This is a genomic window from Marilutibacter maris (assembly GCF_006546735.2).
GTDB lineage: Bacteria > Pseudomonadota > Gammaproteobacteria > Xanthomonadales > Xanthomonadaceae > Marilutibacter > Marilutibacter maris.
This window is the reverse complement of record NZ_VICD02000230.1, coordinates 1-8,593: the sequence shown is the minus strand read 5'-3', so window position 1 is coordinate 8,593 and position 8,593 is coordinate 1. Positions and strand designations below refer to the sequence as shown.

Genomic DNA, 8,593 nt, shown 5'->3' with positions numbered 1-8,593 from the left:
GGTGGGCGCTCCGATACAGTCGCAGCAGCCGGCTTAGCAGGGCCGGGCGGGCGGCCAGGGTTTCCAGCAGGCGCTGCAGGCGGCCGGGGCGGCGGCGCTGGCGCTGCTGGGAGCGGGCCAGTACCAGCAAGCGGTCGTATTCGACCCCGGCCGGACATACCGCCTCGCAGCCGCGACAGCCCAGGCAGTGGTCGAGATGGGCCTCGCCGAGCCCGGTCGCGGCGAGGGAGCCGGTCGCCAGCGCCCGCGCCAGTGCGATCCGGCCGCGCGGGGACTCGGCCTCCAGGCGTTCGCGGGCATAGGTGGGGCAGGCCGGCAGGCACAGCCCGCATTGCACGCAACGGTCGGCCAGCGCCTGCAGCGCGGCGCGCTCGTCCGTCGGTCGCGAAGGGGCAGGCATGGCCGGCGATGCTAGCACCGCCGGCCGGGGGCGGCTCCTTGAGGGTGTTGGCAGGCTTGCACGGGGTCCGGATAGCCGCTATGATTCCGCTTCTTTCGTCCGCGAAAGCGTTTGCTGCCGCGGGTCACAACGCGAGGCAAAGTTCCACCGGCGCCGCGGTGCCACGGAATCCGCCCGACCAGATTCACCTGATAAGAGCCGTCATGAAGACTTTCACCGCCAAGAACGAGACCGTCCAGCGCGACTGGTACGTCGTCGATGCCGAAGGCAAGACCCTCGGCCGCCTGTGCTCCGAACTCGCGCGCCGTCTGCGCGGCAAGCACAAGCCCGTCTACACCCCGCACGTCGATACCGGCGATTACATCGTCGTGATCAACGCCGAGAAGATCGCCGTGACCGGCAAGAAGCTGCAGGACAAGATGTACCACCGGTTCACCGGCTACATCGGCAACCTGAAGTCCGAGACCCTGGCCCAGGCGCTGGAGCGTCATCCCGAGCGCGTGATCGAGATCGGTGTCAAGGGCATGCTCCCGAAGAACCCGCTCGGCCGCGCGATGTACCGCAAGCTGAAGGTCTACAAGGGCGCCGAGCATCCGCATGCCGCCCAGCAGCCGCAGCCCCTGGACATCTAAGGTAAAGCAGACATGGCAATCCAGCAGAACTACGGCACCGGCCGTCGCAAGTCCTCCACCGCGCGCGTGTTCCTGCGCAAGGGCAGCGGCAACATCACCATCAACGAGCGTCCGCTCGACGAGTTCTTCGGACGCGAGACCGCGCGCATGATCGTGCGTCAGCCGCTCGAGCTGACCCAGTCGAGCGACAAGTTCGACGTCAAGGTCACCGTGATCGGCGGCGGCACCACCGGCCAGGCCGGTGCGATCCGCCTGGGCATCGCCCGCGCGCTGGTCGAGTATGACGAGAACCTGAAGTCGGACCTGCGCAAGGCCGGCTTCATGACCCGCGACGCCCGCGAGGTCGAGCGCAAGAAGGTCGGTCTGCACAAGGCCCGTCGCGCGACCCAGTTCTCCAAGCGCTAATCGACATCGGGAAGTTCGGCTTCTTGCCGGTTACTTTTCCGTCCGTTGCGCTATAATCGGTCTCATAGCCCCGTCGCCAAGTGGTAAGGCATCTGACTCTGACTCAGACATTCGGTGGTTCGAATCCATCCGGGGCTGCCAAATCCGATACGAAGAACCCGCCGCAAGGCGGGTTTTTTGTTTCTGTCCTCCCTGCGCTTTCCCGTGCCTTGCGCCCGCTTCGGCGGCGACGGCCGCCCGCGGGGCGCAGGCATGCGCCCGGGCTGCGTCGAGCGGCATGACCGCGGAACGGCCGGGACGAGGCCGCCGCCAAGGGCGTCAGCCGGGGGCAATACCAAGGGGCAATAGCAGGGGGATGGTGACCTCGGCGTGAGTGTTTTCACCCTGCTGCATCTGACAGGTACCTGCGGCCGGATCGCGCCGCTATGGTCGATCGGGAAGGGAATTCAGAGATCTGAAGGGGGCGCATGTTGGGGTTCATGCGAAGGCTTGTCGGGCAGCCGCAACAGCGGCGGGCCCCGAAGGGCACGGCCGCGGTGGAGCAGGCCGCGACCCTGGGGACGATGTCGACCCCGGCCCGGCCGATCGCCTACGACGCCGGCCTGGTGCCCGCGCTCAAGCAGGATCACAACGATCTCGTCGCACTGTTCGATGAGATCGGCAGCTGCGCCAGGCACGACCGGTTCGAGGAAATCCCGCCGTTGCTGACCCGCTTCAAGATGAACCTCGAGGCCCATCTGATCGCCGAGAACGTGCGCTTCTACAACTATGTCGAGCGCGCACTGGAAGGTGACAGCGAGAACACGATGCTGATCCGCAGCTTCCGGCGCGAGATGAACGCGATCGCGCGCGGCGTGGTGGATTTCGTCAAGAAGTACCAGTTGAACGCCTTCGATGAAGCCAGCAAGAGCGCCTTCATCGACGACTACCAGGCCGTCGGCGATCTGCTCGCGCAGCGCATCCAGCGCGAGGAAGCCAGTCTGTATCCGCTGTACCAGCCGGCCTGAGCCGGCCGTTCCAGATCGTCCATCCGTTCCACCAGCAGTCGTCCACCCGCAACAGTCCTCAAGTAAAGATCACCAGGTAGCAGTCAATCCCAGTTCGATCCATCCACAACGCTTCCCCCCGAGAAAAGGAGAGCATGGACATGGAAGTCGATCCGATCGTTACCCCCCAGATCGCGCGTCTGCGTCGCGGCCTCGAATGCCACGGCGTGTTCGACGAGCTGCGCAACATCGAGACACTGCGTGCATTCATGCAGGTGCACGTGTTCGCCGTGTGGGACTTCATGTCCCTGGTCAAACGGCTGCAGCAGGACCTGACCTGCGTGCGGTTGCCGTGGATGCCGCCGAGCGACCCGGCCAGCGCGCGACTGATCAACGACATCGTGCTGGCCGAGGAGAGCGACGTCGATGCGCAGGGCCGGCCGGCCAGCCATCTGGACCTGTACCTGGCGGCGATGAACGATGTCGGCGCCTCCACCGAGTCGTTCCTGCACTTCCTGGCCGCGCTCGAGCAGGGCGTGGCGCCGGAGGACGCGCTGATCGAGGCGGGCGTGCCGGTATTCGTGCGCAACTTCGTGCTCGACACCCTGCGCACAGCCACCGAGGGCTCGACCCTGCAGGTCGCGGCGAGCTTCCTGTACGGTCGCGAGAACATCATTCCGGGCATGTTCCAGGGGTTGTTGTCGCGCTGGGGGCTGGACACCGCCACCGCGCCGGGCTTCGTCTATTACCTGGAGCGTCACATCGAACTCGATGCCGACGAGCACGGACCGGCGGCCACCAAGATGATCTGCACGATGCTGGCGCGGCATCCGCAGGGGCTGCCGCGCGCGCGCCAGGCCGCGCGCGATGCGCTGCATGCGCGGCATGCGCTGTGGGACGGTACCGAGACACTGCTGCGCAAGCTCGACAGGAAATCCACTTTCAGGGAAGAAGCCGCCGAGGCAAGGGTGTCGGCATAGGACTGCCACCCGTTCTCCAGCCGGTCGCGCCGGCGGCGCAGGGAATGCGAGGACGTGCATCTGGATGCGCGTTCTGGGATCGCAGGATGCGACCCCCCGGCCGGCGCGACCTGGCGGGGGACGGATGACGGACCCGGGACACCCGGACGACGGTGGCGGTTGCAGCCGAAAGGCTGCAACCGCCAGGGAAGGCGGGCTCAGGCGGCCCGCGGCAGATCCTGTGCGATGGCGGCGGCCTGGACGCCGGCGATGATGGTGTCGGCGACACGCAGGTTGAGCGCGTCCAGCGGCAGTTCGAAAGCCAGGCTCATCACCCGCCCGATCCGGCGCGGTCGCCCCAGCTGCGCGACCTCCAGTCCCAGCTTCAGCAGCATCCGCTCGAACGGCGAGCTGGTCACCCCGACCAGGGCGCTGATGTCGCGGTCGGCGCAGAACCTGAGCAGGTGCGCGACCATCAGCGCCGGGGTGGTGCTGAACCCGTAGCTCCCGGCGGCAGTGCCGGTTGCGGCCGCGGTGTCGGTGGCGACGGCGAAACGGCTGACCTCCCAGACATCGGCGCGGGCCGGAATGCCGCGGCTGTCGGCCAGCTGCGGGAACACGTCGCGCAGCATGTTCGGGCCCAGCGTCGGCAATACCCGGCAACAGCCGACCACACGCGCAGGCGGCCGCCCCGCCGGCGTTACCGGCAGCAGGGCGTCATGGGCGAGCAGGTAGTAGGGATGGGCGCGGTCGAAATGGTCGCGTTCGCGTCCATGGCGGACCTTCACGTCCCAGCCCAGGCGGGCGTGGAAGACATCGGCACGCAAGCGGTGCATGCCGTCCATCAGGGTGGGGTGGATCCGGCCGTTGCCGGCGCGGCCGATCGTGATCGTGGTCATGGTGCTTGAACTCCCTGTCGTGGTGGGTGGCGACAGAGGAGCGCAAGCTGTCAGACGTTACAGCTGCAAGGATTGACAGGATGGTCGCGGCGCGGGCGCCGCATTCAGTAGGTGGAGATCAGGCCCATCGTCACCGCGCGGGCGACCGCGGCCTGGCGGCCGGATACGCCCAGCTTGCGGGCGGCGTTCTGCAGGTGGAAGACCGAGGTGCGCTCGCTGATGCCGAGCAGTTGCCCGATCTCCCAACTGGTCTTGCCGGCGGATGCCCAGAACAGGCACTCGCGCTCGCGCCCGGTCAGGTGCGGCAGCTCCACGGCCGGCCCCGGCGATGCGAACATCGTCGGGATGAAGCGGCGGGCCGACTCGTGGACGTAGTGGGCCAGCATGTGCAGGTAGGGCAGGTACCGGGTCAGCTCGGGGTTCAGCCCCGATTCGCCGGCGAAGGACATCAGCCCCCAGTGGGTGCCCGGACCGTGCAGCGGAATGCTGACCCCGGCGCCCAGGCCGAACTCGCCGGCCTCGCCGAACATCCTCCTGATCGCCTGCTGGTGCGGGTCGATCACGCGCTGGTCGGTCGGTACCGCATCGCACCAGCGCAAGGGGGTCGCGCGGTCGTGGCAGTGCGAGACGATCGGGTCGATGCGCAGATAGTCCTGCTCGAGATAGCGCTCGACCCAAAGTTGCGGATAGCCGCCGAGGGTGAACTGACGGCGCCGGTCGTCGACCAGCGGCAGGTCCAGGGCGTACAGCCAGTGCGAGACCCCGAACGGGCCGGTCAGGCGGTCGACCGCGCGGGTCAGCGCGTCGGCCGACGGGCACTCCTGCAGGTCGGTGAATGCCTGCAGTGGCGGTGTGAACGCCTGCAGTGGCGGTAACATCGCAGGTCCTTCTGGAAGTCCGGATTCACCGTAGCAGCTCGCGGCGGCGGCGCCACGCGAGCGATGCGCGGAACCGGAATGCGATCACAATTGGCGGGGTGTCGAATGGTCGGCCGCGCCTTTTCGTGGCCCCGGATGAACAGGTTACAATTGAAACCATTGCGCTGCGGCGCCCCTGCCACCCTTGAAGCCGGAGTCCCGATGAAGCTCGGAAGTCTTAAAGAAGGGGGCCGTGACGGCACCCTGATCGTCGTGTCGCGAGACCTCACCCGTGCGGTGCGGGCGACCGGCGTCGCCGACACCCTGCAGCGCGCGCTGGAGGACTGGTCCAACGCCGCGCCGCGCCTGAACGCGCTGTCGGACGCGCTCAACGCCGGCAGTGCCGAGGGCGCGTTCGATCTGGACATGGCCGCGCTGGCGGCGCCGCTGCCGCGGGCCTACGAGTTCGTCGACGGCAGCGCCTATCTGCCGCACGTCGAGCGGGTGCGCCGCGCGCGCGGTGCCGAGGTGCCGGAGACCTTCTACACCGACCCGCTGATGTACCAGGCGGTCAGCGCCGGCTTCTACGGCCCGCGCGATCCGGTCCGGGTGCCGAGCGAGGACTACGGCATCGACCTGGAGGCCGAGGTCGTGGTGATCACCGACGACGTGCCGATGGCGGTCGCGCCCGAGCAGGCCGCCGCGCACATCCAGCTGGTCGGGCTGGTCAACGACGTCAGCCTGCGCAACCTGATCCCGCCCGAGCTGGCCAAGGGCTTCGGCTTCCTGCAGTCCAAGCCGCGCTCGGCGCTGAGTCCGGTGTTCGTGACCGTGGACGAGCTCGACGGCTTCTGGCGCGACAACAAGCTGCACCGCGCGATGCTGACCCACGTCAACGGCGAGTGGTTCGGTGCGCCGGAGGCCGGTGTCGACATGCAGTTCGATTTCGCCCAACTGGTCGCGCACGCGGCCCGGACCCGGCCGCTGACCGCCGGCACCCTCGTCGGCTCGGGCACCGTCGCCAATCAGGACACCACGCTGGGCGCGTCCTGCTTCGCCGAGCGCCGTACCGTCGAGACCCTGGAGCACGGCAAGCCGCAGACGCCATTCATGAAGTTCGGCGACAGCGTCCGCATCGAGATGCTCGACGACGACGGCCACAGCCTGTTCGGCGCGATCGAGCAGCGCATCGAGCGCGGCTGAGGCGGTCGTCCGGCTTCCCGCGCAGGAGGGGCGTCCGGCCGTGGCCGCGCGCCCCGTTTGCGTCGTTGCCGGACGCATCCGGCGCGCGTCGCGACGGTCTGGTCCGTCGCGACGCTGAGGTAAGGTAGTCCGCCCCGAAGGCAGATGGCGTGAGGCGAGCGTGAGCGAACGACTGCGGCTGTATTCCTACTGGCGCTCCAGCGCCGCCTACCGGGTGCGGATCGGCCTCAACCTCAAGGGCCTGTCCTACGACACCGTGCCGGTGCATCTGGTCCGCGACGGCGGCGAACAGCACACGCCGCAGTTCCGCGCCGCCAATCCGCAGGGGCTGGTGCCGGTGCTGGTCCACGGCAGCCGCACCTTCCGCCAGTCGATGGCGATCCTGGAGTACCTGGACGAGACCTGGCCGTCGCCGCCGCTGCTGCCCGGAGTCGCGCGCGAGCGGGCGCGGGTGCGGGCGCTGGCCCAGGCGGTCGCCTGCGAGATCCACCCGCTCAACAACCTGCGCGTGCTGCAGCACCTGGAGAACGCGCTCGGGCTGGATGCCGACGCGCGTTCGCAATGGGTCCGGCACTGGATCGGCGAGGGCTTCGCCGCGATCGAGGCGATGCTCGCCGAGCACCCGTCGACCGGCCGTTTCTGCGAGGGCGATACGCCGTCGCTGGCCGACTGCTGCCTGATTCCGCAGGTCTACAACGCGCGTCGCTTCAAGCTGGACATGGCGCCGTATCCGACCATCGAGCGGATCGAGGCCGAATGCCTGGCGTTGCCGGCGTTCGACGCCGCCCGCCCCGAGAACCAGCCCGACGCCGCCTGAGCGACGGGCCTCGGCATCGGCCGGGCCCGCGCGGCGGGGCGGCTCAGTGCGCGTTGGCGTCGAACACGTCCGCGTACGGGTCGTGCTCGGCGCTGGAGCCCTCGGACAGGCGGAACTTCAGGGCCAGGCCGTCGCGGGAGTCGGCCGCGCGCAGCGCCTCCTCCATGTCGACCTTGCCCTCCTTGACCAGGCGGAACAGGCACTGGTCGAAGGTCTCCATGCCTTCCTCCAGCGACTCCTCCATCGCGTGCTTGATCTCGTGGACCTGGCCGCGGCGCATCAGGTCGCGGATGTGCGGGGTGTTGATCAGGACCTCGGCGGCCGGCAGGCGGCGGCCGTCGGTGCCCACCACCAGGCGCTGGCTGACCACCGCCTTGAGGTTCAGCGCCAGGTTCATCAACACGTTCTTGTGCGCCGACTCGTTGAAGAAGTTGAGGATGCGCTCCAGGGTCTGGTCGGCGTTGTTGGAGTGCAGGGTGGCCAGGCACAGGTGGCCGGTCTCGGCGAACGCGATCGCCGCCTCCATCGTCGCCGCGTCGAGGATCTCGCCGATCAGGATCACGTCCGGCGCCTCGCGCATCGCGTTCTTCAGCGCGTTGTGGAAGGCGTGGGTGTCCAGGCCGACCTCACGCTGATTGACGATCGACTTCTTGTGCTTGTGCAGGTACTCGATCGGATCCTCGATGGTGAGGATGTGACCGGAGGTGCTGCTGTTGCGATGGTCGATCATCGAGGCCAGCGTGGTCGACTTGCCCGAACCGGTCGAGCCGACGATCAGCACCAGCCCGCGCGGGGCCATGATGATGTCCTTGAGCACCTGCGGCAGCTGCAGCTCCTCGATCGAGGGGATCACGCTGCGGATCGCGCGGATCACCATGCCGACCTCGCCGCGCTGCTTGAACACGTTGACGCGGAAGCGTCCGGCGTCGGGCAGGGCGATCGCCATGTTCAGCTCCAGGTCGCGCTCGAACGAGGGCACCTGGCCCTCGTCCATCAGCGAGTAGGCGATCTTCTTGACCATCCCCGGCGGCAGGCCGGTGTTGCCGAGCGGGTAAAGCTTGCCCTCGACCTTGATGTAGACCGGCGCGCCGGTGGTCAGGAACATGTCCGACGCGTTCTTTTCCGTCATCAGCTTGAGAAAATAGCCGATGTCCATGCAGCAACCCCTCTAAACGTAACCGTTCCGATCCCCGACGTTGCAAGCCGGGCACCGGCTTCAGACAATGGCCCTGCGAATCACTACCGCATGGCCTCCCCAATGACCCCAAGCTTCGCACACTTCCGCGGCCTGCTGATGGCCGCAGTTCTCGCTTCGACGCTGAGCGCCTGCGCCAGCCTGCCGCCACCGACCGCCGAGCTGGCGGGCGCGCAGCAGGCGATCGCGGCCGCCTCCGACGCCGATGCCGACCAGTACGCCGGCGCCGACATCGCCAGC

10 protein-coding genes and 1 tRNA gene are annotated in these 8,593 nt (G+C 68.1%); 7 read left to right on the top strand and 4 right to left on the bottom strand.

Translation table 11 applies throughout. From position 1 onward, the window contains the following. Positions 1-400 (bottom strand): 4Fe-4S dicluster domain-containing protein (locus FKV24_RS13530; RefSeq protein ID WP_141482745.1); only part of this gene is annotated, 400 nt, incomplete at its 3' end. Between the two features lie 203 nt (positions 401-603). Between FKV24_RS13530 and rplM the strand changes: the two genes are divergently transcribed. The 5 genes from rplM (at position 604) to FKV24_RS13505 (ending at position 3,403) form a co-directional block, all read left to right on the top strand. Continuing rightward, the gene (rplM, locus tag FKV24_RS13525; protein ID WP_111265567.1) at positions 604-1,032 is read left to right on the top strand and encodes a 50S ribosomal protein L13; all 429 of its coding nucleotides are present in this window, start codon (positions 604-606) and stop codon (positions 1,030-1,032) included. A 12-nt stretch (positions 1,033-1,044) separates the two neighbouring features. Continuing rightward, positions 1,045-1,437, top strand: coding sequence for a 30S ribosomal protein S9 (gene rpsI / locus FKV24_RS13520; RefSeq protein ID WP_111265568.1), 393 nt, complete (start codon positions 1,045-1,047; stop codon positions 1,435-1,437). A gap of 66 nt (positions 1,438-1,503) precedes the next feature. Continuing rightward, a tRNA-Gln gene (locus tag FKV24_RS13515) sits at positions 1,504-1,578 on the top strand. 338 nt (positions 1,579-1,916) lie between these two features. Next, positions 1,917-2,444 carry a hemerythrin domain-containing protein gene (locus FKV24_RS13510; RefSeq protein WP_170288310.1) on the top strand — a complete coding sequence of 176 codons (528 nt, stop codon included), beginning with the start codon at positions 1,917-1,919 and terminating at the stop codon, positions 2,442-2,444. 140 nt (positions 2,445-2,584) lie between these two features. Continuing rightward, entirely contained in the window at positions 2,585-3,403 is an 819-nt protein-coding gene (locus FKV24_RS13505) for a DUF3050 domain-containing protein (protein ID WP_111267944.1), read from the top strand. 197 nt (positions 3,404-3,600) lie between these two features. On the opposite strand, the gene FKV24_RS13500 is transcribed toward FKV24_RS13505, so the two are convergent. Next, complete coding sequence (locus tag FKV24_RS13500) at positions 3,601-4,281, bottom strand: acyl-homoserine-lactone synthase (RefSeq protein ID WP_141482743.1); 681 nt, start codon at positions 4,279-4,281, stop codon at positions 3,601-3,603. A 104-nt stretch (positions 4,282-4,385) separates the two neighbouring features. Further along, positions 4,386-5,159, bottom strand: coding sequence for a LuxR family transcriptional regulator (locus FKV24_RS13495; RefSeq protein ID WP_111265571.1), 774 nt, complete (start codon positions 5,157-5,159; stop codon positions 4,386-4,388). Positions 5,160-5,360: 201 nt separating this feature from the next. On the opposite strand from FKV24_RS13495, the gene FKV24_RS13490 reads away from it, so the two are divergent. Beyond that, positions 5,361-6,341, top strand: coding sequence for a fumarylacetoacetate hydrolase family protein (locus FKV24_RS13490; RefSeq protein ID WP_111265572.1), 981 nt, complete (start codon positions 5,361-5,363; stop codon positions 6,339-6,341). A 160-nt stretch (positions 6,342-6,501) separates the two neighbouring features. Further along, positions 6,502-7,158 (top strand): maleylacetoacetate isomerase, encoded by a 657-nt coding sequence (maiA, locus tag FKV24_RS13485; RefSeq protein WP_141482742.1) that lies wholly within the window; start codon positions 6,502-6,504, stop codon positions 7,156-7,158. A 43-nt stretch (positions 7,159-7,201) separates the two neighbouring features. Here the strand turns inward: maiA and FKV24_RS13480 are convergent, their stop codons facing one another. Beyond that, positions 7,202-8,314 (bottom strand): PilT/PilU family type 4a pilus ATPase, encoded by a 1,113-nt coding sequence (locus FKV24_RS13480; RefSeq protein ID WP_111265574.1) that lies wholly within the window; start codon positions 8,312-8,314, stop codon positions 7,202-7,204. Positions 8,315-8,593: the final 279 nt, after the last annotated feature.